The organism is Aquabacterium sp. (assembly GCF_029946005.1).
Taxonomy (GTDB): domain Bacteria; phylum Pseudomonadota; class Gammaproteobacteria; order Burkholderiales; family Burkholderiaceae_C; genus Aquabacterium.
Map to the genome: position 1 here is coordinate 1 of NZ_JAQSDR010000033.1, position 24,148 is coordinate 24,148.

At 63.4% G+C, this 24,148-nt stretch carries 23 protein-coding genes; 11 read left to right on the forward strand and 12 right to left on the reverse strand.

Annotated features, from left to right (window positions below; all coding sequences use genetic code 11):
• The first annotated feature begins 84 nt into the window (after positions 1-84).
• Genes PSV38_RS15885 through PSV38_RS15895 form a run of 3 tightly spaced genes read left to right on the forward strand, consistent with a single transcriptional unit; the run spans position 85 to position 3,075 of the window.
• Positions 85-1,002, forward strand: a complete 918-nt coding sequence (locus tag PSV38_RS15885) for a cation diffusion facilitator family transporter (RefSeq protein ID WP_300549074.1) — start codon at positions 85-87, stop codon at positions 1,000-1,002.
• Between the two features lie 2 nt (positions 1,003-1,004).
• Positions 1,005-2,345 carry a hypothetical protein gene (locus PSV38_RS15890; RefSeq protein WP_300549076.1) on the forward strand — a complete coding sequence of 447 codons (1,341 nt, stop codon included), beginning with the start codon at positions 1,005-1,007 and terminating at the stop codon, positions 2,343-2,345.
• Between the two features lie 40 nt (positions 2,346-2,385).
• Positions 2,386-3,075 carry a glutathione S-transferase gene (locus PSV38_RS15895; protein ID WP_300549079.1) on the forward strand — a complete coding sequence of 230 codons (690 nt, stop codon included), beginning with the start codon at positions 2,386-2,388 and terminating at the stop codon, positions 3,073-3,075.
• Between the two features lie 10 nt (positions 3,076-3,085).
• On the opposite strand, the gene PSV38_RS15900 is transcribed toward PSV38_RS15895, so the two are convergent.
• From PSV38_RS15900 to PSV38_RS15910, 3 genes are all read right to left on the reverse strand, one after another.
• On the reverse strand, positions 3,086-4,930 hold the full coding sequence (locus tag PSV38_RS15900) for an aminopeptidase P family protein (protein ID WP_300549080.1): 1,845 nt from the start codon (positions 4,928-4,930) through the stop codon (positions 3,086-3,088).
• A gap of 24 nt (positions 4,931-4,954) precedes the next feature.
• Positions 4,955-6,397: an NAD(P)/FAD-dependent oxidoreductase gene (locus PSV38_RS15905; RefSeq protein ID WP_300549082.1), complete on the reverse strand. Its 1,443-nt coding sequence runs from the start codon at positions 6,395-6,397 to the stop codon at positions 4,955-4,957.
• Positions 6,398-6,527: 130 nt separating this feature from the next.
• Positions 6,528-7,505, reverse strand: coding sequence for a sensor domain-containing diguanylate cyclase (locus tag PSV38_RS15910; protein WP_300549084.1), 978 nt, complete (start codon positions 7,503-7,505; stop codon positions 6,528-6,530).
• Between the two features lie 324 nt (positions 7,506-7,829).
• Here PSV38_RS15910 and PSV38_RS15915 point away from each other — a divergent pair, with 324 nt between their 5' ends.
• Positions 7,830-9,407 carry a serine/threonine-protein kinase gene (locus PSV38_RS15915; protein ID WP_300549086.1) on the forward strand — a complete coding sequence of 526 codons (1,578 nt, stop codon included), beginning with the start codon at positions 7,830-7,832 and terminating at the stop codon, positions 9,405-9,407.
• A gap of 6 nt (positions 9,408-9,413) precedes the next feature.
• On the opposite strand, the gene PSV38_RS15920 is transcribed toward PSV38_RS15915, so the two are convergent.
• Together PSV38_RS15920 and PSV38_RS15925 are read right to left on the reverse strand one after the other, a co-directional pair.
• Positions 9,414-9,944, reverse strand: a complete 531-nt coding sequence (locus tag PSV38_RS15920; RefSeq protein ID WP_300549088.1) for an exonuclease domain-containing protein — start codon at positions 9,942-9,944, stop codon at positions 9,414-9,416.
• Positions 9,945-9,993: 49 nt separating this feature from the next.
• Positions 9,994-11,211, reverse strand: coding sequence for a GNAT family N-acetyltransferase (locus PSV38_RS15925; RefSeq protein WP_300549090.1), 1,218 nt, complete (start codon positions 11,209-11,211; stop codon positions 9,994-9,996).
• Positions 11,212-11,259: 48 nt separating this feature from the next.
• Here PSV38_RS15925 and PSV38_RS15930 point away from each other — a divergent pair, with 48 nt between their 5' ends.
• On the forward strand, positions 11,260-12,978 hold the full coding sequence (locus PSV38_RS15930) for an NAD+ synthase (protein WP_300549092.1): 1,719 nt from the start codon (positions 11,260-11,262) through the stop codon (positions 12,976-12,978).
• Positions 12,979-13,041: 63 nt separating this feature from the next.
• Positions 13,042-13,380, forward strand: coding sequence for a P-II family nitrogen regulator (locus tag PSV38_RS15935; RefSeq protein ID WP_300549094.1), 339 nt, complete (start codon positions 13,042-13,044; stop codon positions 13,378-13,380).
• A gap of 27 nt (positions 13,381-13,407) precedes the next feature.
• On the opposite strand, the gene PSV38_RS15940 is transcribed toward PSV38_RS15935, so the two are convergent.
• The 5 genes from PSV38_RS15940 to PSV38_RS15960 are packed head-to-tail and all read right to left on the reverse strand — an operon-like array spanning position 13,408 to position 16,727.
• A complete protein-coding gene (locus PSV38_RS15940; protein ID WP_300549096.1) occupies positions 13,408-14,040 on the reverse strand; it encodes a TIGR00730 family Rossman fold protein in 633 nt (210 codons plus the stop codon).
• A gap of 12 nt (positions 14,041-14,052) precedes the next feature.
• Positions 14,053-14,598 carry an RDD family protein gene (locus tag PSV38_RS15945; protein ID WP_300549098.1) on the reverse strand — a complete coding sequence of 182 codons (546 nt, stop codon included), beginning with the start codon at positions 14,596-14,598 and terminating at the stop codon, positions 14,053-14,055.
• 60 nt (positions 14,599-14,658) lie between these two features.
• The gene (locus PSV38_RS15950; RefSeq protein ID WP_300549100.1) at positions 14,659-15,474 is read right to left on the reverse strand and encodes a DUF3106 domain-containing protein; all 816 of its coding nucleotides are present in this window, start codon (positions 15,472-15,474) and stop codon (positions 14,659-14,661) included.
• The gene (locus PSV38_RS15955) at positions 15,471-16,124 is read right to left on the reverse strand and encodes a DUF3619 family protein (protein ID WP_366526665.1); all 654 of its coding nucleotides are present in this window, start codon (positions 16,122-16,124) and stop codon (positions 15,471-15,473) included. The genes PSV38_RS15950 and PSV38_RS15955 overlap by 4 nt, the downstream gene beginning before the upstream one ends.
• Before the next feature lie 18 nt (positions 16,125-16,142).
• Positions 16,143-16,727 carry an RNA polymerase sigma factor gene (locus tag PSV38_RS15960; protein ID WP_300549102.1) on the reverse strand — a complete coding sequence of 195 codons (585 nt, stop codon included), beginning with the start codon at positions 16,725-16,727 and terminating at the stop codon, positions 16,143-16,145.
• 282 nt (positions 16,728-17,009) lie between these two features.
• Here PSV38_RS15960 and PSV38_RS15965 point away from each other — a divergent pair, with 282 nt between their 5' ends.
• The 5 genes from PSV38_RS15965 (at position 17,010) to xerD (ending at position 22,468) form a co-directional block, all read left to right on the forward strand.
• The gene (locus PSV38_RS15965) at positions 17,010-18,743 is read left to right on the forward strand and encodes an acetolactate synthase 3 catalytic subunit (protein ID WP_300549104.1); all 1,734 of its coding nucleotides are present in this window, start codon (positions 17,010-17,012) and stop codon (positions 18,741-18,743) included.
• Positions 18,744-18,916: 173 nt separating this feature from the next.
• Positions 18,917-19,408 (forward strand): acetolactate synthase small subunit, encoded by a 492-nt coding sequence (gene ilvN, locus PSV38_RS15970; RefSeq protein WP_230179539.1) that lies wholly within the window; start codon positions 18,917-18,919, stop codon positions 19,406-19,408.
• Positions 19,409-19,470: 62 nt separating this feature from the next.
• Positions 19,471-20,487, forward strand: coding sequence for a ketol-acid reductoisomerase (ilvC, locus tag PSV38_RS15975; protein WP_300549106.1), 1,017 nt, complete (start codon positions 19,471-19,473; stop codon positions 20,485-20,487).
• 438 nt (positions 20,488-20,925) lie between these two features.
• Positions 20,926-21,564 carry a chalcone isomerase family protein gene (locus tag PSV38_RS15980; protein ID WP_300549108.1) on the forward strand — a complete coding sequence of 213 codons (639 nt, stop codon included), beginning with the start codon at positions 20,926-20,928 and terminating at the stop codon, positions 21,562-21,564.
• Positions 21,551-22,468: a site-specific tyrosine recombinase XerD gene (xerD, locus tag PSV38_RS15985; protein ID WP_300549110.1), complete on the forward strand. Its 918-nt coding sequence runs from the start codon at positions 21,551-21,553 to the stop codon at positions 22,466-22,468. The genes PSV38_RS15980 and xerD overlap by 14 nt, the downstream gene beginning before the upstream one ends.
• A gap of 24 nt (positions 22,469-22,492) precedes the next feature.
• Here xerD and PSV38_RS15990 read toward each other — a convergent pair whose 3' ends face one another.
• Positions 22,493-23,293 carry a ferritin-like domain-containing protein gene (locus tag PSV38_RS15990; protein WP_300549112.1) on the reverse strand — a complete coding sequence of 267 codons (801 nt, stop codon included), beginning with the start codon at positions 23,291-23,293 and terminating at the stop codon, positions 22,493-22,495.
• On the reverse strand, positions 23,290-24,138 hold the full coding sequence (locus tag PSV38_RS15995) for an undecaprenyl-diphosphate phosphatase (protein ID WP_300549113.1): 849 nt from the start codon (positions 24,136-24,138) through the stop codon (positions 23,290-23,292). The genes PSV38_RS15990 and PSV38_RS15995 overlap by 4 nt, the downstream gene beginning before the upstream one ends.
• Between the last annotated feature and the right edge of the window lie 10 nt (positions 24,139-24,148).

Genomic DNA, 24,148 nt, shown 5'->3' on the forward strand with positions numbered 1-24,148 from the left:
AAAAACCTGAATTATTCAAGAAGCGCGTTTATAACCAGCCGGGACTTGACAGTTAGTCTCTTGCCAGCCATCAGGACATCCCACATGAGCGCCGGACACGACCACGCCGATCACCACCATGGCCACGGGCACGTCCACGCGCCTGCCAACTTCAACCAGGCTTTCGCCATCGGCATCGGTCTGAACGCGGCTTTCGTCGCCATCGAAGCCTTCTATGGCTGGAAAGTGAATTCCCTGGCCCTGCTGGCCGATGCGGGTCACAACCTCAGCGATGTCGCGGGGCTGGTGCTGGCCTGGGGCGGCGCCTTGGCGGGCAAGCTGCAGCCCAGTGCGCGCAACACCTATGGTTTCAAGCGAGCGTCCATCCTGGCGGCGTTCGCCAACGCGGTGTTGCTGCTGGTGGCCATGGGCTCACTCGCCTGGGAGGCCGTGGGACGGTTCAGTTCGCCCGTGCCCACACAGGGTGTCACCGTCATGGTGGTGGCGGGCATTGGCATTGTGGTCAACACCGCCACGGCCTTGCTGTTCATGCGCGGTAGCGCGCACGACTTGAACATCCGCGGGGCCTTTTTGCACATGGCCGGCGATGCCTTGGTCTCGCTGGGCGTGGTCATCGCGGGGGGCTTGACCTTGAAGTTCGGCTGGAACTGGCTGGACCCGGCCGTCAGCCTCGCCATTGCCGCGGTGATCGTGGCGGGCACCTGGGGCCTGTTCCGCCAATCCATGCACCTGTTGTTCGATGGTGTGCCCGATCGCATCGACCTGGGTGCTGTGAAAGGCTACCTTCAATCCCTGCCAGGCATTGAGCGCGTGCATGACCTGCACGTGTGGGCCATGGGCAGCTCAGAGGTGGCCATGACCGCGCACTTGGTCATGCCCACCGGTCACCCGGACGATGTTTTTCTGAAGAACATGACTCAGCAATTGCACGACCAGTTCGACATCGACCACGTGACCGTGCAAGTGGTCCAGGTGCCGTTCACTCGCCCTTGTCAGGCCTGATCATGACGACCTCATTGCCGACCAGCGCCGACATGGCCGAGGCTTTGAACCTGGCTTGCCATTGCCGGACCTTGAGCCCCGACCTGCTGCGCCAACAGCTTGAACGCGACCCCAGCCTGGCGGGCTTGGCCGAGAGCCTGGCGCAAACGCGGCCGCACCTGTTCTCGTCCACGGTGGTGTTCCTCTCCAGTGCGGTCTACCAGCGGATTGCCCAGCTCGTGACCGCCATTGAGCGGGTCATCGCGCTGTCGGCTTACCAGGCGCAGGCCCTAGGTCGGGCGCCAGCCATTGCGCAGCGGGCGCGGGCGCCCTTGGGCGTGTTCATGGGCTACGACTTTCACCTGGGGCCCCAAGGGCCTCAACTGATCGAGATCAACACCAACGCGGGCGGCGCCATGTTGAACGCCGCGCTGGCCCATGCCCAGCATGCCTGTTGTGCGGCCATGGATTGGGCCTTCCCTTTGAAACAGCTCAGCCGGGCCTCGCTGGACCAGCTGTTCTTTGACATGTTCGCCGCCGAGTGGCGCTTGCAGCGTGGGGACGCCCCCTGGTTGTCCATCGTGATCGTGGACGACCAGCCCGACGCGCAGTATCTGGCGCCGGAGTTCACCCTGTTCAGGCAACTGTTCGAGCAGCACGGCGTGACCGCCAGCATTGCCGATCCGGCCGCGCTTGAGTGGCATGACGGCCGGTTGTGGCACCAGGGCAAGGCGGTTGACATGGTCTACAACCGCCTCACCGACTTCTACCTGAGCGAGGCCCCTCATCAAGCCTTGCGCGCTGCCTTTGAGGCCGAGGCGGTGGTGGTGACCCCGCACCCGCGCGCCCATGCCTTGTACGCTGACAAGCGAAACTTGATCGCCCTGAGTGACGACGCCATGCTGCAAGCCTGGGGCGTGCCCCCACAGGACCGGGCACTGTTGAGCGCGGGCGTGCCTCACACCCAGTTGGTGACCACCGACAAGGCCGATGGATTGTGGGCTCAACGTCGCCAGCTGTTCTTCAAGCCGGTGGGGGGCTACGCTGGCAAGGCCGCCTACCGAGGTGAAAAGCTCACCCGGGGTGTCTGGTCCGACATCCTCGCCGGCGACTTCGTGGCCCAGGCCCTGGTGCCTCCCAGCCAACGTGTGGCAGAGGTCGACGGTGATTTGAAAGACCTGAAGTTCGACGTGCGCGCGTATGTCTACAACGGGCAGGTGCAGTTGTTGGCGGCGCGCATGTATTCTGGCCAGACCACGAACTTCCGCACTCCAGGCGGTGGCTTTGCCCCCGTGTTGGTGGTGGACGAAAACGGGGCATCACCCGACCAAGCGGGTGCTTCATGCCTCGCACCGAACGCATAGGCTGTGGGCAAGCGGTGGGGCACCGTTTATGCTGGACACCATGATCACCGTCCACCACCTTGAAACCTCCCGTTCGCAGCGCGTGCTGTGGTTGCTTGAAGAGCTGGGCGTGCCCTACGAGCTCAAGATCTACAAACGCAACCGTGTCACCAAGCTGGCACCGCCCGAATTGAAAGCGGTGCACCCGCTGGGCAAGTCACCCGTCATCACCGATGGCGGCGGCCAGGCCATCGCCGAGTCCGCCGTGATCCTGGAATACTTGGTGGACCAGCACGGCGCGCAAGCCCAGGGTGAACTGGCCCATTTGCAGCCTGCCAAAGGCACGCCCGAATACGCCCAGTCGCGTTTCTGGATGCACTATGCCGAAGGCTCGCTGATGCCTTGGTTGGTGATGAAGCTGGTGTTTCTGGCGATCCCCACGCAACCCATGCCCTTCTTCGTGCGGCCCATTGCGCGCAAGATGTGTGAGCAGGTGCGCAGCAAGTTGATCGACCCCAACCTGAGCACCGCGTTTGCCTTCATGGAGCAGCACCTGGCCACGCACGCTTGGTTTGCTGGCGAACACCTCACGGTGGCTGATTTCCAGATGAGCTTCGCGGTTGAGGCCGCGATGGCGCGCGGAGCCGATGCGGCCCGCTACCCCAAGCTGGCCGCCTACAAGGCCCGCATGGTGGCCCGCCCCGCTTACCAGCGTGCGCTGGCCAAGGGCGGCCCGGTCGTGATGTCCTGAGGCTGGTGGCTCAGATCGGCTGGGTGCGTGTTTCCAGCCAGGCCAGGGCCTCGCCACTGACCAGCGGGCGCAGCCGCTTCAGCACTTGAGCGTGGTAGCCGTTGAGCCATTCGACCTCATCCAAGCGCAGCAGCGACAGGTCGATGCAGCGGGTGTCGATGGGGCACAGGCTCAGCGTCTCAAACGCCAGGTACTCGCCATGCTCGGGATCGCCGGGCGCCGTGTGGGCCACGCTGGGCGCCACCGGCACGTTGATCACCAGGTTCTCGATGCGGATGCCCCACTGCTTGGGGCGGTACAGGCCCGGCTCGATCGAGGTGATCATGCCGGGGTGCATGGCCATGTTGGCATCGGGCACCGCTTTCGAGATCGATTGCGGGCCTTCGTGCACATTCAAAAAGTAGCCCACGCCATGCCCGGTGCCATGGCCAAAGTCGATGCCCTCGGCCCACAAAGGCCCGCGTGCAATCGCGTCCAGCATGGGTGACAAGGTGCCGCGTGGATAGCGTGCGCGCGACAAGGCCAGCGTGCCCTTGAGCACCAGGGTGAAGTCACGTTGCTGCGCCTTGGTCGGGGTGCCAATGGCCCACACGCGCGTGATGTCGGTGGTGCCGCCCAGGTACTGCGCGCCCGAGTCGATCAGCAGCAAACCCTGCGCCGTCAAGCCTTGCGGCGTGCTCAGCACGGCGAAGCTGTCTGGTGTGGCGCGGTAATGGGGCAGGGCGCCGTTGGCGTTGAAGCCGGCGATGGTCGGGAAGCTCAGCGACACGAAGCCGGGCTGCTTGACACGCTCGGCGGTCAGGCGTTCGTCAACGGTCAGTTCGCTGACGTGCTCGCGGCCCAAGGCGGATTCAAACCAGGCATAGAAGGCGCACATGGCGGCACCATCGCGCTCCATGGCTTCGCGCACGAAGGCCGCCTCCGCGTCGGTCTTGCGCGATTTGGCCAAGGTGGTCGGGTTGATCGATTCAATCACGGCCACGCCGGTGGGCACCGCTTCTCGCAGACCCCAGGTGATGCGCTTGGGGTCGATCAGCAGGCGGGCGTCCGAGGGCAATGCACGCAAAGCTGGCAGGGCCTGGTCGTAGGGCTGGCAGTGCACGCCGTCCTGCGCCAGGCGCGCCTGGATGTCGGTGGAAACCTTCTCTGGCGCCACGAACAAGGTGGCACTGTTCAGCGAGATCAGGGCGTGGCCCACGAAAATCGGGTTGTAGTCGACATCGGCCCCACGAAGGTTCAGCACCCAGGCCAAGTCGTCCAGCGTGGCGATCCAGTGGTGGGTGGCGCCCTTGTCAATCAAGGCCTGGCGCAGAGCAGCCAGCTTGTCGGCACGGGGGGTTGATGCATGCGGCAGGGTGTGTTCAAACACGGGCACGAGAGGCGGGGCAGGGCGGTTGGGCCAGATGGTGTCCACCGGGTCGTGTGAGGTGACCAGGGTCCAACTTTCTGGCGCCAGCGCGTCGCGCAAAGCCTGCGTCAAGGCGAGCCCCAGCACCGCGCCATCCACGGCGAGTTGGGCCTGCGGCGTCATCAGGTTCAGGGCCTTCAGCCAGCCCACATAAGCCGGCACAGCCGCGCCTTCCAGCTTGAACAGGGCGATGCCACTGCCCGCCAACTCGGCCTCGGCCTGTTCCCAGTAACGGCTGTCGGTGAACAAAGCGGCTTGTTGCTCGGCCACGATCAAGGTGCCGGACGAGCCGGTGAAGCCGCTCAGCCATTCGCGCGCCTGCCAGCGATCGGGCAGGTACTCGGACAAATGCGGGTCGCTGCTGGGCACCAGGCAGGCGTGCCAGCCTTGCTGGCTCAGGTGTTGGCGCAAGGCCGAGAGGCGCTGGGGAATGGTCGAAGAAGTCATGGCCCTATGTTGCCATGATCTGTCTCAGGCTGGCGGCGGTGGGGCCGGTGGGTCGCTGCGTGCAGCGGCTTGGTGGGTGTCTCGCAAATAAGGTGCGATGAAGATCCGCGCGTGCCGCTGCGAGGTGAAATAGGCCCAGGCCCAGTCCATGAACACGAGCATGCGGTTGCGGAACCCGATCAGGAAGTACACGTGCACGAACAACCAGAACAACCAGGCCGGAAAACCGCTGAACTTGATCTTGATGGACGTGAAGGGCACATCGACCGAGGCGATGGCCGCGCGTCGGCCAATGGTGGCCAGCGCCCCATAGTCCAGGTAGCGAAAGGCGCCAGCCTCCTCGCCCTGCAGGCGGCGGGCGATGTTCTTCGCGGCCTTGCGGCCCATTTGCTTGGCGCCGGGGCTGACCCCGGGGACCACGGTGGGGTTCTTGGGGTCCAGGTAGCTTTTGGCACTGGCCAGGTCACCCACCACGTAGATGTTGGGGTGGCTGGGCAGGTTCAGTTCGGGCTGAACGATCACGCGCCCGGCACGGTCCACTTCGCAACCTGTGCTTTTGGCCAGCGAGCGGCCTAGTGGGGATGCGGCCACACCGGCGGCCCAGATCACGGTGCGTGAGGGCAGGAAGTGCGAGACCGTCTGGCTGGTGCCGTCGGCGGCCACGTCCACCGTGTCGTAGTGGATGCCAAAGGCGGTGATGTTGCTCACCTTGGCGCCCACCAGCACTTCGACGCCCAGGTCCACCAGTTGTTCCTTGGCGCGTTGCGACAGGTCTGGCGGGAAGGTGCCTAAGACTTGAGGCGCCCCTTCCAGCAGGACCACGCGGGCGTGCCGCGAATCGATGCGGCGGAACTCGGCATGCAGTGTGTGCTGGGCGATCTCCGACAGCGTGCCGGCCATTTCAACGCCCGTGGGCCCCGCGCCCACAATGGCAAAAGTGAGCCAGGGCTCGCGTTTGGCCAAGTCGGTTTCGCGCTCCGCCTGCTCAAAAGCGGTCAGCACCCGACGGCGGATGGTGAAGGCATCGCCCAAGGTCTTCAGGCCCGGGGCGTACTTGGCCCAGTCGTCGCGGCCAAAGTAGCTGTGTGTGGCACCGGAGGCCAGGATCAGATGGTCGAAATGAAGGTGTTCGCCACCGTCCAGCACCACGCAATTCGACGCGGTGTCGATCGACATCACCTCGCCCAACAGCACCGTCAGGTTGCCCCGCGCGATCTCGCGGCGCAGGATGTGCCGGATCGGGCCGGCAATGGCGGGCGCTGGCAGACCGGCTGTGGCCACCTGGTAGAGCAGTGGCTGGAACAGGTGGTGGTTGGTCCGGTCAATGACGATGATCTCGACCGCCGCCTTGGACAGCACCTTGGCCGCTTCCAGCCCGCCAAATCCGCAACCGACGATGACGACGCGCGGCACAGCGGGGGTCTTGGCGGCGTCAGGGGTGGCGATGGCGTGGGTGGGTCGATTCATGCAGGGCCGGTATGGAAAAGGGCGTTGGATCGGGACTGGCGTTTATACCAGTCGCCCTCGGCTCATGTGGCCCCGCACGGTCGTGGTGCATCCCTTGATCATGGGGACCGACTCGCCCTTTCCCCCCAAATCAAGTGCCTTGCTCTTGCTTCATCTCGGTTTGAGGAAGGTTCAGGATGAATCTGCCCTTGCCGGCGCGTTTGGCCTCGTACATGGTCTCGTCCGCCCGCTGGCACAAGGTGCTGGCGTTGTCGCCCACGATGAAGAGCGTGCCGCCAATGCTGGGCGTGACCACCACCGTCTGGCCATCCAATGGGTGAGGCAAGCTCAGGCGTTCAAGGATGCGGTTGCCAATGCGGCGCACCTCGTCCGGGTGGCCGGCGCCTTCCAGGATCACGGTGAACTCGTCGCCAGACAGTCGGCACACGCAGTCGGTCAGGCGCACGCAGGCGTCCAGGCGGCGGCCGACCTCCACCAGCACTTGGTCGCCTGCTGCGTGTCCGTGGCGGTCGTTCACCAACTTGAAGCCGTCCAGGTCCACATAAAGCACCGCCATGGTCTGGGGTTGGCGGCGGGCACGCGACATGGCCTGCTGCAGGCGCTCGCCAAAGGCCCGGCGGTTGGGCAGCCCGGTCAGGCTGTCATGGCGGGCTTGCTCGGCCAGCACGCGCTGCTGTTGCTTGAGCGCCGTGATGTCGTTGAAGGTGCGGATGTGCTGGGTGATCTGGCCCGCCTCGTTGCGCAGGGCGGTCACGGTCAGGCAGGTGTCGATTTGCTGCCCATCGGCGCAGGTCTGGGTGCTTTCACCGGACCAGCGCCCGCCTGCCTCCAGCGAGGCGCGCACGCCGTTCAGGTGTGAGTTGCGCAAAGGCGCCATGCCCAGCAACTCGGCGCTGTGGCCCATGACCTCGGAAGGACTCAACCCCGTCATCGCCAGAAAAGCGGGGTTGACCATGACGATGCGGTCCAGCCCGTCGCTCACCACCACGGCGTCGCCACAGGCTTGCAGCACCTGGGACGACAAGGCGTTTACTTTGGACGGTGGCTCGGCCATGGCGGGCAAGGTCGCGGGCAAGGGCCCCGACTTCGTCCAATGTTGGCGTTGCATTCGCCAGCATCGAAGCCCCAAAAGGCTCAAAAGCAGCAATGCCCCGGCTTGAGTCACCGGATTGGAAGAGGACGACAGCTCGTATCCGACACCCAGGGAAGCCAGCATGGGCAAGGCCAAAGCCCAGGCTGATGGATGACGAAACTGATTGGGCGTCCCCACGATCATCGACGTAAGGAACGAAGACATGGACACCCCTGCTGCAAATGACAGCTGAGGTATTTTCGGACGAATATGATCAACCTTAAGCATAAATAACGGCCTTGAAATGCCCACAGACATGTGGAGTAAGCTGCATGGTTCGACTGGAGATGCCCATTTGCCATGCCCCCTGTAGCTGAGCACGACGCCCTGCCCACTGGCACACGCCTTGGCGAGTTCGAGATCGAACGCGTGCTGGGCGTGGGTGGTTTCGGCATCGTGTACCTGGCTTTGGACCACGCGCTGCAGCGCCAGGTCGCCATCAAGGAATACATGCCGGTGGCCCTGGCTGCCCGTGGCCAGGGCCTGGGCGTGAGCCTGCGCGCCGCCAGTCATGCCGAAACTTTCGCCCTGGGACTGCGCTCGTTCATCAATGAAGCCCGCCTGCTGGCGCGTTTCGACCACCCTGCGCTCGTCAAGGTTTACCGTTTCTGGGAAGAGCACGGCACCGCCTACATGGTGATGCCCTATTACCGTGGCCAGACTGTGCAGAACGCCCGTCGCGAGATGACGGTGCCGCCGGATGAGACTTGGTTGCGCCAGGTCATCGAACCCGTGCTGGGCGCGCTGGACTGCCTGCACCGCGAGCAAGTCTTTCACCGCGACATCGCGCCCGACAATATCCTTTTGCTGGAGGATGTGGAGGAGGGCGAAGGCCCGCGCCCCGTGCTGCTGGACCTGGGCGCGGCCCGCCACGTGATCGGTGATCACACCCAATCGTTGACCGCCATCCTCAAGCCCAGCTTCGCGCCCATCGAGCAATATGCCGAGACCGTGCAATTGCGGCAAGGCGCCTGGACCGACCTGTACGCCCTGGCCGCCGTGGTCCACTTTTGCATCACCGGCCGCCCCCCCACGCCGGCCAGCGCGCGCGCCGTGCACGACGACCTGCCCGGCCTGACCCAAATGAGCGAAGGTCTGGCCAGTGGTTTTGACCGGCACTACAGCAGCAGTTTTGTCAACGCCATCGACCATGCGCTGGCGGTGCGCCCACAGGACCGTCCCGATTCGGTCGCCGCATGGCGTCAGGAGTTGTCGGGCATCGTCAATGTCGGTCAGCAGGGCATGACCCAGGGTGATGGCTGGGTACCGCAGACCGTGCTGATTCGGCCTGCCCATGGGGGCAAGCCGACTGGGCACGAGGCCGTGGAGGCGCGCGCTTACCTGACCACGATTCCGGCGGCGGGCGCTTTGCGGGCCCTGCCCAAATGGCCGATCACCGTGGCCAAGCCCAAGAAAGTCATCTCGCTTCCGACCGCAGAGGCGGCGTTGGCGTCGGCCTCGGCGCAGTCAACCCTTAACCGGCGCTGGCTCACAGGCATGGCGCTTGTGGTGGTCATGGCGGCCTCCGGGTTGTGGGCGCAGCGCCACTCAACAACGCGTTCCCCGTCTCAAGACCTGCCGACGGGCGCCGTTTCTGCCAGTGCGGCCATGGCCAGTGCCGTCGGCAAGTCGGCGCCTGCCAAGGCACAGGCGAAAGCTGAACCGCCGCTGGACGATCAGGCTGCCAAGCCGCGCAAGCGCGCTGGTAGCAACGATGCGCCAGAGCCGCTCAACCCCAGGCAGGCCTGTGGATCACGGACTTTCATCTCGCTGGCCATCTGCATGAAGCGGCATTGTTCGCGTCCAGCCTACGCGGGCCACGCCGAGTGCAAGCGCATGACCGAGCAGGAGCAGGGGCAACGGTCTGCGTTTCCCTGAGGGGGATCAGGCCACGGCGGCTTGTTGCCTCAGGGCCTTCAAGGTGGACTGCAGCAGGCGCGCGTCCGAGCTGGCGCGGTGCCTCTGGAGGACCATGCCCAGGGCCACCTGGCGCTTGAGGTCGTGCCACGAGGCGGCCTCGCTTTCCGAGAGCAAGGCACGCAGGTTTTCGAGCCTGAAATGGGGCGTGCGGTTGGCCGCGTCGAACAGGCGGTTCAGCCAGGTGTAGTCGTGGGCCCAGGCGTCTGAGTAGACGACCATGCCTTCCAGCCAATCGTTCAAGGCGTCGGCCACCTCAAGGGCAGAGCGACCATGACGCTCCAGGTTGTCGCGCGTGATGTGGTGAACATCTGCGGCGCTGGGATCCCAGTGCTGCCACTCGGGCTCGGGCTTGACCAGGCTGCACCAGGAACTGCCGTCGGGCATCACGATGCCCACTTCAATCGGATAGCTCCCCAAACCGAAACCTGACGCCTCTATGTCGAGGACAGGGGGAGGGTAGTCAAGGGAGGTGAAGGTGGGCATGAACGACGACATCGGGACCCTGGTGTTTGTTAGGTTATTCAGACCCCAGTCTCGCACTCGTTTAATCGAGTGCATCCAAGGGTTTGAACGGTTTTCGGTCATCCAATTCATCGATGTAGTGCTGAATTTGGCAACCTTCACGATGCAAAAAATCAGCCACAGCCTGTTTGAAACCCGGGTGGGCCAACCAATGCACCGACTGGGTGGGTGTCCCGAGCAGGCCCCGTGCCAGCTTGTGTTCACCCTGAGCACCACCTTCAAAACGCTGGTAGCCCTTGGCAATGCACCAGGCCATGGGTTGGTAATAGCAAGCCTCGAAATGCAGGCACGACACGGTGCTCAGCGCGCCCCAATAGCGACCGTAGGCCAGGCCCAGTTCCGTGTCCACCGCCAGCAGGGCACAGGCCATGCGCTCGCCTTCGCGGCTGGCCACGAACAGCACCCAATCCTGGGGACGTGACTCGCTGGCCAGGCGCCAGAACTCACGGCTCAGGTAGGGCTGTTGCCCGTGCTGTAAATAGGTTTGCGTGTAGCAACGGTGAAAGAAATCCCAATCTGCGTCCAGGATCTGCGCGCCTTCCAGCACCTCGAAGCTCACCCCTGCATCGCGCACCTTGCGCCGTTCCTGGTGGATCTTCTTGCGCTTGTCACGGTGCAGGCTGGCGAGAAAATCCTCGTAGTCAAAGTAGGGCTCGCCCTGGCGGTTTTGCCAGTGAAACTGCACGCCATGGCGTTCCAGCCAACCTTGCTCCTTGGCGGCCCCGGCCTCCTGGTCAGACACGAACAGGATGTGGGCCGATGACCAGGCTTGTTGCTGGACCTGCTGGCTGATGGCGTGTAGCAAGCTTTTGCGCAAGGCTTGCTGAACCTCGGGGGCAGCATTGGGGTCAACCAGCAGACGGGGCCCTGGTACCGGCGAGAACGGAACGGCCCCCAACAACTTTGGAAAGTAGCTGGCGCCCGCCGCACCAAAGGCCCGGTCGTGGGCATCGGCCCAGGCCCAATCAAACACGTACTCCCCGTAAGAGTGCGACTTGGCGAAGGTGGCGCAGGCGGCCACCATTTGGCCGGCACCGTCGTGCAAGGTGACGAACAACGGTTGCCAACCCGTCTTGGCGCAGGCACTGCCACTGTCGACCATGGCGGACAAAAAGCTGTGGCGCATGAAGGGGGTGCCGCCCGGGATGCCAGCCACCAGCCGATCCCACTGGCTTGCATCGATGGCACCGGGGTGATCGTGCCATTGCGCCGTCAGGTCCAAAGTGAGGGCGGCTACCATGCTGACTTGCGCGCAGCTGGCGCGCCACCATGGGTTGTCGTCTTGATCATGAGTTCCGTTTCAGTCATTGCTCCGCCAGTGTCGGCCACCACGCCCTTGTCCGTGGCCTTGCTGCAATTCAACCCCACGGTGGGTGACTTGGTCGGCAATGCCCGCCAGATCATTGAAGGCAGCCAGCAAGCCTACACCGAGGGTGCCCGCCTGATCGTCACGCCCGAGCTGGCCTTGTGTGGCTACCCGCCCGAAGACCTGCTCATTCGCCCGGCCTTCCTGGCCGCTTGCGATGCCTCCGTGCAAGACATTGCCCGTGCCCTGGCCCATTTGCCTGACCTGCACCTGGTGCTGGGCCATCCCCGCGCCGGGCTGGCCGAAGAGCTCCGCACCCGATCGGTGTCGGCGCCCAGCCTGCTCAACGCGGCTTCGGTGCTGAACGCTGGCCAGGTCATCGCCAGTTACGCCAAACGCGAGCTGCCCAACTACCAGGTGTTCGACGAGCGCCGCTATTTCATCAGCGGCCGCGAGGCAGGCCTGGGTGCTGTGGTGATCGAGCTGGGCGGATGGCGAGTGGGCCTGTTGATTTGCGAAGACGCCTGGTTCGACGAGCCCGCTTTGTCGGCCAAGGCCCTGGGCGCGCAAGCCCTGGTGGTGCTCAACGCCTCGCCCTTCCACGCTGGCAAGCGCGCCGAGCGTGAAACCAGCATGGCCGAGCGCGCCCGCCAGACGGGGCTGCCTTTGCTGTACGCCCACCAAGTCGGGGGGCAGGATGAAGTCGTCTTCGACGGTGCCTCTTTCGCGGTCGATGCGCATGGCCAGGTCCAGGCCCGCGCCCCCAGCTTCGAAGCTGCCACCTTGCTGATCAGCCTGGCACCCGGAGGCGCGGTGCAAGGCCCCATCGCCGACCACCTGTCGCCCGAGGCCGAAATCTGGGGGGCGCTGGTCTGCGGCGTGCGCGACTACATCGGCAAGAATGGCTTCCCAGGCATCATCCTGGGCCTGTCGGGCGGCATCGATTCGGCCTTGGTCCTGGCGATCGCGGTCGATGCCCTGGGCGCCGACAAGGTGCGCACGGTGATGATGCCCTCGCCCTACACGGCGGACATCTCGTGGATCGACGCGCGGGACATGGCCGAGCGCCTGCACGTTCAGCACGACGAGATCGCCATCGCACCGATGTTCGACGACTTCAAGGCCTCGCTGGCGCCGCTGTTCGTGGGTCGCGCCGAGGACACCACCGAAGAGAACATCCAGGCCCGCATCCGGGGCACCTTGCTCATGGCCTTGTCGAACAAGACAGGGGCCATTGTGTTGACCACGGGCAACAAAAGCGAGCTGGCCACTGGATATTGCACGCTCTATGGCGACATGGCGGGCGGCTTTGCCGTCATCAAGGACTTGGCCAAAACCCTGGTCTACAAGCTCTCGCGCTGGCGCAACGAGCAGGCCAAAGCCGCGGGCCAGATCGAACCCATCCCGGAGCGGATCATCACGCGCCCGCCCTCGGCCGAACTGCGGCCCGACCAGACCGACCAGGACAGTCTGCCGCCTTATGAGGTGCTGGACGCCATCCTGGAACGCTACATGGAGCGCGACCAGTCCATCGAGGACATCGTGGCTGCGGGCTTCAAGCGGGCTGATGTGGACCAGGTCACCCGTCTCATCAAGATCAATGAATACAAGCGCCGTCAGGCCCCGGTTGGGGTGCGCATCACACACCGTGCATTTGGCCGGGATTGGCGTTATCCCATCACCTCCAGGTTCCGCGCCTGACGATAATCTGGCGATCGTGCTTAAATATTCACTATTCTTTCGCAGAACTTCCCGGAGCCTTCCATGAAACAAATCACAGCCGTCATCAAACCTTTCAAGCTCGAAGAAGTCCGCGAAGCGCTGGCTGAAGTGGGCGTCACCGGCTTGACCGTCACCGAAGTCAAAGGTTTTGGTCGCCAAAAGGGCCACACCGAGCTGTACCGTGGTGCCGAGTACGTGGTTGACTTCCTGCCCAAGGTCAAAATCGAAGTGGTCGTCAAGACGGTCGACGTTGACCGCTGCATCGAAGCCATCGTCAAAGCTGCCAAGACCGGCAAGATCGGCGACGGCAAGATCTTTGTGACGGCCGTGGAGCAGGTGGTGCGCATCCGCACTGGCGAAACCGACGAAGCCGCTGTCTGATGCAGGGCCGCCCATGTGGCGGCCTGCTTAAATGTCTGGCGACACGCCGCCAGGGCCGATCCCATTCGTGCCTGGCGGCGTTTGCGTTTGCGCGGCCAGGGCCTTCAGTCGAAGGGCGTCGGCGTGCAACTGGTCCAGCAGGCTGCCTGCATGGGTGTCCAGCAATAGCAACTCCTGAACATCGGGCCACAGGAAGCCGCCATCTCGGCTGCGGTTGATGAAGTTCAGCAAGTCGTCGTAGTAGCCGCCCGTGTTGAGCAGGCCCACTGGCTTTTGGTGGTAGCCCAGTTGGCGCCACGTCCAGACTTCGAAAATTTCTTCCATGGTGCCGATGCCGCCCGGCAGCGCCACGAACGCATCGGACTGCATGGCCATCTGGTGCTTGCGCTCGTGCATGGTGTCCACCAATTGCAAGTCGGTCAGGCCCGGGTGGCCCAGCTCGCGTTGCACCAGCCGGTGCGGGATCACGCCGATGACCGAGGCGCCATGCGCCAAAGCGGCATCGGCCACGGCACCCATCAATCCGGTGCTGCCGCCGCCGTACACCAGTTGCCAGCCTCGCAAGCCGATCTGGCGACCCACCTCGCGGGCAGCGGCTTCAAAGGCCGGTTCATTGCCCATGCGGGAGCCGCAATAAACGCACACTGAAAAAGCAGCCATGGGTGATGAGGATCAGGTTCGGGTGTCGATGAGGCGGGTCTTGCACAGGGCATCGTGCAGGAACTGCCGTTGGGGGTGCAGCCAACTCAGCAGTGCGTAGATGGCCATCCAGCCAAACAGCGCGCCGTACAACCATTTGGATTGGTGCCACCCTGCCAGCCAGGCGCCCACCAGTGCGGGAACAAACCACAGCCAGGAGCTGATGTATCGCATCAGGGCCTGCTTGAGGTTCAGCCCCGCGCCGTCCATGGACACGATGCGCAATTGCCAAGTCTTCATGGCCAGGGTCTGGCCGCCGTGCGTCCAGAACCACATGAAGTAGAGCGACAGCACCAGGAACACCGTGGCTTGAAGGCCTTGGCGGTGTTGCAAGGCGTGGCGCTGACCGGCGATCACGCCAAAAATCAAGCCCACCACCATCACCACTCCGAACAGCAGCACGCCTTCGTACAGGTAAGCGGCCAGGCGGCGACGCAAGGCAGGTGCATTGCCCTGGGCGCGCACAGCGCTTTCAGCGGCGGACAAGGGCACGAAAGGGGCGTCAGGGCGAGATTTCATCGGCAGGGGCAGCGGGGCAAGGCGCGAACAATACACCACGCCGCAGCATGCCCCGGGAGGTCAGCGCGGCTTCGGCTGCGACGCCGTCGGCACGGCCGTCATGGCCGCTCCCTGCGCGCCTTTTTTGGGCAGCAAGGTGACCGGGTCCACGAAGCCCTTGGTCGCGGCAATTTTGGGCAGCCCCGTTTGCTGGTGCAAAGGGGGCGTGGGCCGCTGGCTCACCAGGGTGGTGGTGGCGCCGCGCCCCGCCTTGATCAGGGAAGGGGCCACGGCCACCTGCGCGGGGGCGTTGGGCGTGGCGCCAGGCACCCAGTTTGATTTGCGGGTGGATTCGTTGTCACGTTGCCGCTTCGACGCCTGTTGGGCGCGCTCGCGGGGGCCCGGCATGTTGTCGCTCAGGACCACGGGTTGTTGCTTGCGGCGGGCTTGCTGCGCCAAATCGCCACGTTCTTCAGGGCTCAGGGCTTGGTAGGAGGCCCACTTTTTCTGGCGCTCTTCAGGTGACAACTGGCGCGATTGCTGAAAGCGCAGGCGAGCCTCACCGCGCTGCTGCGGGGGTAGCTTGGACCATTGCGTCATGCGTTCCTGCATGCGCTGCTGCTCGTGGGGTGACAGGCTACCGAAGCGGTTGGCCACGTTCACCCAGCGTTCCTTATTGGAGATTTCCATCGTGGGCCACAAGGCTGCCAATGGTTGCAAAGCCCGACGCTGGGGTCCGCTGAGGCCGGCCCACGTGCTGGTGCCGTCTGACGACGCGCTGCTGGCTACGGTCGCCACTGAGGCGTTCTTGGGCGGCGGGGCGGCCGTGCTCAGTTGGCAGCAGGCCAAGCTCACGCCCAACACCGCCCATGCCCAGGCCGTCGCGGTGCGCGTCATGGCTGAGCCTCAGGCTCACTGTCGCTGCTTGCGCTTTCATCGCTGGCTTGGCCCTCTGAATCGACCATCGCCGCTTCGTCGGTTTCCGCCACGTCAGGCTCGGCGCTGATGGGCGGTTCGGTCTGCAGGTACTCTTCAAAACCTGGATCGGCGTAGGCCGCCGGGGGCAGATCGTCGGTCAGCAGCGCCATGTCCACGTCGGAGGCGGCTTGGACTTTTTCAGACTGAGACCAGAGGTGGATGCCCCACAGACCCACCACCAGCGCCAGGGCCGGCAGGGCGGAAGCCAGTCGCCAACCCCAGGGCAGGGGGCCGTCGTCCATGGCTCTGCCGTGGTGCTTGTCGCGGTGCTTCATGCCGGAGGAACTCCAGCCCGACAGCGAGGCCACGCCAGACGATCCCGAGCCGGCCATGCTCACCCCGGCCAATTGGCTGGAGGGCACGTATTCGGGGGCTGTGGCCACGGCCACTTGGGGGCGGACCAGCACGGCGGCGCGAACGGCCTGCTCTCGGGCCACGCGCAAGCGCTCGGTGATGTCGTGGGGCAGCGCTTTGGCGGAATCGTCCAGCCGCGCACTGAGGCGCAGCGCAAAACGGGCTTCAATGGCCTCGATCTGCGTGCTCGACAGTGGGGTGTTTGGACTTTTCACGGTGTGACTGCTTTTGATTTACAAGGATATTCCGCGAGCATGCATCGCCTTGGACAGCGCCTGAACCGCCCGCGAGCAGTGCGTTTTCACGCTGCCCTCGGAGCAACCCATGGCGGCCGCTGTTTCAGCGACGTCCAGTTCCTCCCAGTAACGCAGCAGGAAGGCTTCCCGTTGACGCGCTGGCAAATTGCCCACTTCTTCCTCGATGATTTTGAGCGTTTCGCCCCGGCTGGCGGTGTCCTCAGCACCTTCCGTGCCCGGATCGTCAATCCTCAGGGAATCCAGCAGGTTGAAGTCGCCATCGCCGTCGTCCGAGGATGACTCGAAGTCTCCCAGGTTCTGGAAAACGGCGTTGCGCACTTTTTGGCGCCTGAACCAATCCAGCGTGGCGTTGGACAAAATCCGGGCGAACAACATGGGCCATTCGTTGGACGGGCGGTCGGCGTAGCTTTGCGTCAGACGAATCATGGCGTCCTGCACGATGTCCAGCGCCGAATCCTCATCGCGCACGGCAAAAGCGGTGCGTTTGAACGCGCGGCGCTCAACACTTATCAGGAAGTTGTTGAGCTCGTCTAAGGTGGAGGGACTGGGCAGAGGGGACAAGGCGCGAGACCGGGGCGTCAGATCGGCGAGGGAGGGCGGATTATGGCACCGTGGCGGTGACTTTCAGTGCGATAATGTTCGTCTTTGCGTCATCCCGATCTGGCCTGAATTGATCCCCCACCCGGTTATCAACTGGGGTTCAATGGCAGGCCGCGCAGGCTCCAAATCCGCCTCACAAGGGCGAGCACGCTGGTGATCCGTCACCGCAGATGCTGTTTGAGGAGGGGCACCGATCATTTTTCGTTAGAGAAAAATCCGAAAGGTCTTTTTTACATCATGGACATGTCTTCTCCCACCACGCCTGAAGTCCTCAATGGTTCTGACATTCTCGTGCGCTGCTTGCAGGCCGAAGGTGTCAAGTACATGTGGGGCTACCCCGGCGGCGCCGTTTTGTACATCTACGACGCCCTCTACAAACAAGACACGATCCAGCACGTGCTGGTGCGCCACGAACAGGCCGCCGTCCACGCTGCTGACGGCTATGCGCGCGCCACGGGCGACGTCGGCGTGGCCCTCGTCACCTCCGGTCCCGGCGTGACCAATGCCATCACCGGCATCGCCACCGCCTACATGGACTCGATCCCGATGGTGATCATCACCGGTCAGGTGCCCACGCCCGCGATCGGCTTGGACGCTTTTCAGGAATGCGACACCGTCGGCATCACGCGCCCCATCGTCAAACACAACTTCCTGGTGAAAGATGTTGCCGACCTGGCCGTCACCATGAAAAAGGCCTTCCACATTGCGCGCACGGGCCGTCCCGGCCCGGTGGTGGTCGATGTCCCGAAAGACGTCTCCCTCAACAAGACCGCGTTCAGCTACCCTGAAACGGTTGAAATGCGTTCGTACAACCCGGTGCGCAAGGGCCATGGCGGGCAAATCCGCAAGGCCGTGCAACTGATCCTGGGCGCCAAGCGTCCCTACATCTACACCGGCGGCGGCGTGATCCTGGCCAATGCGGCGGCTGAGTTGCGCGAGTTGGTCAACCTGCTGGGCTACCCCACCACCAGCACCCTGATGGGCCTGGGCGCCATCGCCGCGTCTGACAAGACCTTCCTGGGCATGCTGGGCATGCACGGCACGTATGAAGCCAACATGACCATGCAGAGCGCCGACGTGGTGCTGGCCGTGGGCGCCCGCTTCGACGACCGCGTGATTGGCAACCCCAAGCACTTCGCCCAGGTCGAACGCAAGATCATCCACATCGACATCGATCCTTCGTCGATCTCCAAGCGCGTCAAGGTTGACATCCCCATCGTGGGCGACGTCAAGGACGTGCTGCAAGAGCTGATCGCCCAGATCAAGGAATCGACCCAACGCGCCGACCCCAACGCCCTGGCCACGTGGTGGAACCAGATCGGCGAATGGAAGAAGCGCGAGTGCCTGAAGTACAAAACGTCTGACGACGTCATCAAGCCGCAATTCGTGGTTGAAACGCTGGCCAGGCTGACCCGTGGCACCGACTGCTACGTCACGTCCGATGTGGGCCAGCACCAGATGTTCGCGGCGCAGTTCTACCCCTTTGACGAACCCCGCCGCTGGATCAACTCCGGTGGCCTGGGCACCATGGGCGTGGGCCTGCCTTACGCCATGGGCATCAAGCTGGCCAAGCCTGACGCCGACGTGTTCTGCGTGACGGGCGAAGGCTCGATCCAGATGTGCATCCAGGAGCTGTCGACGTGCCTGCAGTACCAGACCCCGGTCAAGGTGCTGTCGCTGAACAACCGCTACCTGGGCATGGTGCGCCAGTGGCAGCAGCTGGATTACGGCAGCCGCTATTCGCACAGCTACATGGACGCGCTGCCTGACTTCGTGAAGCTGGCCGAGGCCTATGGCCACGTCGGCATGCTGATCGAGCGTCCGGGTGATGTGGAAGGCGCTTTGCGCGAAGCCATCAAGCTGAAGGACCGCACCGTGTTCCTGGACATCCGCACCGACCCGACGGAAAACGTCTGGCCGATGGTCAAGGCTGGTCAGGGCATTTCCGAGATGCTGCTGGGTTCCGAAGACCTTTGAGGTTTTATCTTCCCGGCCTTTGCAAGAGGGCCGCAGCCAGGTGCTTGCCGGTGCCTGCGCGGGCGGTTTCTCAAGCGATGCCGGGGTTTCAACACTCCTGATTCATCGAACGACGTGGCCACGGCCATCGGGTTACCGCCCGCTGGTTCAAGAGCGCGAAGGACGATAACGACATGAAACACATCATTGCATTGCTGCTTGAAAACGAACCCGGCGCGCTGTCGCGTGTGGTCGGCTTGTTTTCCGCCCGGGGCTACAACATCGAGAGCCTGACCGTGGCCACGACCGAGGACGCCTCTCTGTCGCGCATGACCATCGTCACCAGCGGCTCGGATGACGTGATCGAACAGATCACCAAGCACCTCAACCGTTTGATCGAAGTCGTCAAGGTTGTCGACCTGTCCGAAGGCCCTTACACCGAACGTGAGCTGATGCTCATCAAGGTGCGCGCCGTGGGCAAGGAACGGGAAGAGATGAAGCGCATGGCCGACATCTTCCGTGGCCGCATCATCGACGTGACCGACAAGACCTACACCATTGAATTGACGGGCGACGCCTCGAAGCTCGATGCCTTCATCGAAGCCATCGACCGCGCCGCCATCCTAGAAACCGTGCGCACCGGGACCAGCGGGATCGGGCGTGGCGAGCGCATCTTGCGCGTCTGAACTTTTCCCGCTTATTTGCGCATCCCACTCACACATTCACTGATTTTTCGACGGAGCTGAACATGAAGGTTTATTACGACAAAGACGCTGACCTGAGCCTGATCAAGGGCAAGAATGTCGCCATCATCGGCTACGGCTCGCAAGGCCACGCCCACGCCCAAAACCTGCGCGACTCTGGCGTGAACGTCACAGTCGGTCTGCGCAAGGGCGGCGCTTCCTGGAACAAGGTGGAAGCCGCTGGCATCAAGGTTTCTGAAGTCGATGACGCCGTCAAGGGCGCCGACGTGGTCATGATCCTGCTGCCCGACGAGAACATCCCCGAGGTGTACAACAACAACGTCGCGCCCAACATCAAGCAAGGCGCCGTGCTGGCCTTTGCCCACGGTTTCAACGTGCACTACAACCAAGTCATCCCCCGCGCTGACCTGGACGTGATCATGGTCGCCCCCAAGGGCCCCGGCCACACCGTGCGCTCCGAGTACCTCAAAGGCGGCGGCGTGCCTTCCCTGATCGCCATTTACCAAGACAAGTCTGGCAAGGCCAAGGACATCGCCCTGTCGTACGCGGCGGCCAACGGCGGCACCAAGGGTGGCGTGATCGAGACCAACTTCCGCGAAGAAACCGAAACCGACCTGTTCGGCGAGCAAGCCGTTCTGTGCGGTGGTGCGGTCGAACTGGTGAAGATGGGTTTCGAGACGCTGACCGAAGCCGGTTACGCGCCTGAAATGGCCTACTTCGAATGCCTGCACGAACTGAAGCTGATCGTTGACCTCATGTACGAAGGCGGCATCGCCAACATGAACTACTCGATCTCGAACAACGCCGAATACGGCGAGTACGTGACCGGCACGGAAGTGATCAACGAGCAATCGCGCGCCGCCATGCGCAATGCCCTGAAGCGCATCCAGACTGGCGAATACGCCAAGATGTTCATTCAAGAAGGCAAGACGAACTACCCGAGCATGACCGCTCGCCGTCGTTTGAACGCCGTGCACCCCATCGAAACCGTGGGCGCCGACCTGCGCGCGATGATGCCTTGGATCTCCAAGAACAAGCTGGTTGACCAATCGAAGAACTGATCGTTCACTGATCAGCGCTTGCACTGAAAAGCCGCCTGGGGTAACCCGGCGGCTTTTTTTGCATTCATGGTCGGGCCAGTGAACGGCATTCAGACCGGTCGCGCGCGAATTCGAAGCAGCGTTGGGCCATGTCGACATCCGTCTGGCAGCCATCAGTCAACTCTCTGGCCTTGCCTGCGATGGCTGGATGGGTGTGGTCGATGAATTCGGTGGACCCCAGCTAGGGTGTCAAAGGCATGGTTGTTTCAAAGCGGAAATGACCGCGCTGGCCAAACCTGTCACGATCAGTGCACGGATGTCGCATTGGCAGGAAACAGAGATGGTCGCAAGGGTAACGGTTTACGCAGCTTTACACCGGGTTGACCCGAGCTTGTCAGCGTGGAAGGTCGTCCCCACGTTGAACACTCATCGCCCTATTCCTAGGCGAGCGAGGGGTTCATGAATTCAACAAGCATTGCCACGCTGGCCTTGAGGCAACTGATGGTGGCCGCTGCCCTGATGCTGCTGTCGGGGGCGTTCGGCCTGCCGGTTCCGGTACAACCTGGCATTGCCCAGGCTGCCAAGCTGGAGGGGCAGGGTTTTGACGACACGATGGTGCTGTCCGACCGCACCCTGCGCCTCAATGGCTTGGGCCTGCGGGGGGTGGCCTGGGTCAAGGCCTTTGTGGCCGGGCTTTACCTGGCGGCTCCTTCCAGGGAGCCCTCGCAAATATTGGCCATGCAAGGCCCCAAGCGTTTGCGTTTGAAGGTCATGCTGGAAGCCCCCAGTATCGAGATGACCAAATCCATGCGCCGGGGCGTGCAGCGCAACGAGCCTGCCGAGGTCCATGCCCAGTTGCGCGACCGCGTCGAACTGTTGGCTTCGGGCCTGGACAGCATCGGCACGTTCCGCCCGGGCGACGTGCTGGACCTGGACTTTGTGCCAGGTCAGGGCACGCAACTGGTGCTCAATGGCAAGGTCCTGTCCAAACCCATCGCGGGCGATGATTTTTACCGGGCCATTTTGAAGATTTTCATTGGCGAACGGCCAGTGGACAAGCGCATGAAGGCGGGGTTGCTGCGTGGTGCGGCTGCCTGACGAGACGCGGGCGTCTGACGACCCGCACCTGCACCGCTTCATTGACGCGCTGTGGCTGGAAGATGGCCTGAGCGCGAACAGCCTGGCCGCCTACAGGCGCGATCTGGCGGGGCTGGCCGTATGGCTGGCCAAGCAGCCGGATGCTCCCACCTTGATCCAGGCGCGCGAACTGGATTTGCAGGCCTATGCTGCTCACCGCCACGCTGAATCCAAACCCACCTCGGTGGGGCGGCGTTTGAGCGTGTTCCGGCGGTTTTACCGCTGGGCCCTGCGCGAAGGCCTCACCGCGCAGGATCCCACCTTGCGCATGGATGCGCCCCGCCAGCGCCTGCGCACGCCAGGCACCTTGACCGAGTTGCAGGTGGAGGCCCTGTTGGGCGCGCCCGATGCCCACGAGACGTTGGGCCTGCGTGACCGTGCCATGCTGGAACTGATGTACGCCAGTGGGCTGCGCGTGAGTGAGCTTGTCGAACTCAAGACCGTGCACGTCGGCCTGAATGAAGGCGTGCTGCGCATCACGGGCAAAGGCAGCAAGGAGCGGTTGGTGCCTTTTGGGGCCGAGGCGGGTGTGTGGCTTGAACGTTATCTGATCGACTCTCGGGCATTCATCCTGAACGGCCAAAGCAGCGACGCCTTGTTCGTCACGGCGCGTGGTGGGCCCATGACGCGGCAGATGTTCTGGAAGCTGGTCAAAAAATACGCTGTGCTGTCGGGCATCAGCCAGCCTTTGTCACCGCACACCTTGCGCCATGCCTTCGCCACCCATTTGCTGAACCATGGCGCTGATTTGCGCGTGGTGCAGATGCTGCTGGGGCATGCTGACATCTCGACCACTCAGGTTTACACGCACGTGGCGAGAGAGCGGCTGCGCTTGCTGCACGCGCAACACCATCCGCGCGGCTGAACCTTCAGTCCTGGTTCCCGGCGGTCAGTTTGCTTTGGAGGTCCAAAGTTGTTCCAGCGCGTAAAGCTCATCCTCATCGAAGCCAGCGGCGCGCCGGGCTTCGAGGTTGAACGGGCCTTTCAGGCGCGGTGCGCTGAAGGCTGAGGCCAAGGCCGCATAGGTCGTCAGAGGATCACGGCCGCGTTCGGTGCAGAGCACGCGATACCACTTGTTGCCCACGGCCACATGCCCAATCTCATCCCGCAAGATGAGGTCGATGATCTCCGCGCCCTTTTGATCCTCGATGGTCAGCAATTTCGCTTTGATGGGGGGCGACGCATCGAGGCCGCGTGCTTCCATCGTTCTGGGAACCAGGGCGATTCTGGCGAGGATGTCATGCTTGGTCTTTTCCGCCATTTCCCAAAGGGAGTTGTGGGCGGGAAAGTGGCCGTAGTCATGGCCAAGGTGCACCAGGTGGTTGCGAAGCAAGGTGAAGTGCAGCGCTTCTTCCTTGGCCACGTTCAGCCAGTCCAGGTAGAACTCATCGGGCATGCCGTGAAAGCGGAAGGCCAGATCCAGTGCCAGATCGATGGCGTTCAGCTCGATGTGAGCCAGCGCGTGGATGAGCGCGGCATGGCCTTCAGGATTTCGCACCGACCGCGTTTTGAGCTGGGTAGGCGGCACCAGTTCAGGAAGGAGCGGGCGCCCCGGGATGTCGGCGGGCTCCGCGATGACTTCTTCTGCGCCCACTTGCTCTGCCAGGTCAAGTTTCATCGTGCCCTGGGCCTTTGCCTCAGGGTCGCGGGTCAGCAAAAGTTGGAGGGCCTGCTTGCGGAGGGTCTTCATTCAGCCCACGAGATCCAACCCTGGTGGGCTGACACCAGCACCAAAATCCCGAACGCGATCCGGTACCAGGCGAAGGGGATGAAGTTGTGCGTGGCCACGTAGCGCAGCAACCAGCGCACGCACACCCAGGCCGACAAGAACGAGAACGCCAGGCCGACGCCGAACAGCGGCAGGTCGTCCATCGACAGCAGCGCGCGCTCTTTGTAGAGGCTGTACACCCCGGCGCCGAACAGCGTCGGGATGCCCAAAAAGAAGCTGAATTCGGTGGAGGCCTTGCGCGACAAGCCCAGGAACATGCCGCCGATGATGGTGGCGCCCGAGCGGCTGGTGCCGGGGATCATGCCCAGGCACTGGATGCACCCGACCTTGAACGCATCGAGCAGACTCATGTCATCCACCGCCTCGACACGGTAGTGGCTGGTGCCCGCACTGGCGGCGCGGCGTTCCGCCCACAGGATGATCAGCCCCCCCACGATGAACGCGCTGGCCACCACCGGGGCGTTGAACAAATGCGCCTTGATGACCTTGCCGAATGCCAGGCCCAGGATGGCTGCTGGCAGGAAGCCGACAATGATGTTGAGTGCAAAACGCTGGGCTTTGGGTTCGGATCCAAGGCCGACGACGGTGTCGCGCAGGCGCTGCCAATACACCAGCACGATGGCAAAAATGGCGCCCGACTGGATCGCGATGTCGAACACCTTGGCCTTGTCGGCTCCCACGTTCGACTGGAAGTCGAGCAGCGATCCTGCCAGGATCAGGTGGCCGGTGCTGGAGATGGGCAGGAACTCGGTCAGCCCCTCGACGATGCCCATCAACACGGCTTTGAAAAACAGCAAGGTATCCACGTCGGCGAGT